Genomic DNA, 1,296 nt, shown 5'->3' with positions numbered 1-1,296 from the left:
GTATCGGGGTGGACCCTTACTACTTGACCCACAAGGCGCAGTCAATTGGTTACCATCCAGAGATTATCCTGGCTGGCAGGCGAGTCAACGACAAAATGGGGCCCTATGTTGCCGCTGAGCTAGTCAAAGCGATGATTAAGTCGGGGCACACAATTGCAGATTCGCGAGTGCTTATCATGGGCTTCACGTTCAAGGAAAACTGCCCCGATTTGAGAAATACCCGTGTAATCGATGTGGTGAACGAGCTCATGGACTTTGGCTGCAAGGTGGATATCACGGATTGCTGGGCCGACCCGGATGAAGCTCAGCACGAATACGGTGTGCCGTTGTTGGACGAGCCCCAGCAAGGAACGTACGAAGCGGTGTTACTTGCGGTGCCTCATCAAGAATACGCTGAGAAATCCGGTAAGGAGCTCAGAACTTATTTGAAGGCGCGAGGAGTGCTTTTTGACTTAAAAGGGGTGCTGCCACTGGGAGAGGCCGATTTACGGTTGTGAGAGTCACCCGAAGGTTCAACGTTCGCGATGGGTGAGGGGCAGATCGACAAGATCTTGCCCCTTTTTTCTTTTACCATGTGTAGAGATTCAGGCGTGGGTGGTTAAACCCGCGTGTATAACATGAGGCAGTTCGAAACACATGTTCAACGACAGCTCTATCCTGGTCACTGGCGGAACTGGTTCCTTTGGCCACACTTTCGTGCCAATGCTTTTGGAAAAGTACAACCCACGGCGCGTCATCATTTTTTCCAGAGACGAAATGAAACAGTGGGAAATGGCGAAGCAATTCGCCGGTGACCATCGTGTTCGGTTTTTTATTGGCGATGTGCGGGACAAGGACCGTCTTTATCGGGCCCTGGACGGCGTCGACTATGTGGTGCACGCTGCGGCTACCAAGATCGTCCCTACCGCGGAATACAATCCCTTCGAGTGCATCAAGACCAACATCAATGGTGCCATGAATCTGATAGATGCGTGCATTGATAAGGCGGTCAAGCGTGTGGTGGCCCTGTCCACGGACAAAGCGAGCAGCCCGGTAAACCTCTACGGCGCCACAAAACTCGCGTCCGACAAGCTGTTTGTCTCTGGAAACTCATACGCGGGCAGCCATGACACGCGGTTTTCGGTCGTTCGATATGGCAATGTCATGGGCTCTCGCGGCTCGGTAATACCTTTTTTCACGTCTCAGAAAGAAAAAGGCGTTTTGCCCATCACTGACGAGCGCATGACTCGGTTCATGATCTCGCTGGAGGACGGAGTGGAGCTGGTTTGGCACGCGTTTGAGGACATGGAAGGTGGT

At 52.7% G+C, this 1,296-nt stretch carries 2 protein-coding genes; both read left to right on the top strand.

Going from position 1 to position 1,296, the window contains the following annotated elements; all coding sequences use genetic code 11:
* Positions 1-497 (top strand): UDP binding domain-containing protein (locus KDK19_RS00130; RefSeq protein WP_306801283.1); only part of this gene is annotated, 497 nt, incomplete at its 5' end.
* A 139-nt stretch (positions 498-636) separates the two neighbouring features.
* Positions 637-1,296: SDR family NAD(P)-dependent oxidoreductase (locus KDK19_RS00125; protein WP_257291081.1), on the top strand; the 660-nt coding region annotated here is incomplete at its 3' end.

This window comes from Endozoicomonas sp. ONNA1 (assembly GCF_024606325.1).
Classification (GTDB): Bacteria; Pseudomonadota; Gammaproteobacteria; order Pseudomonadales; family Endozoicomonadaceae; genus Endozoicomonas_A.
Note: the sequence above shows the minus strand (reverse complement) of the source record. Positions and strands in the feature narration are given on the sequence as shown.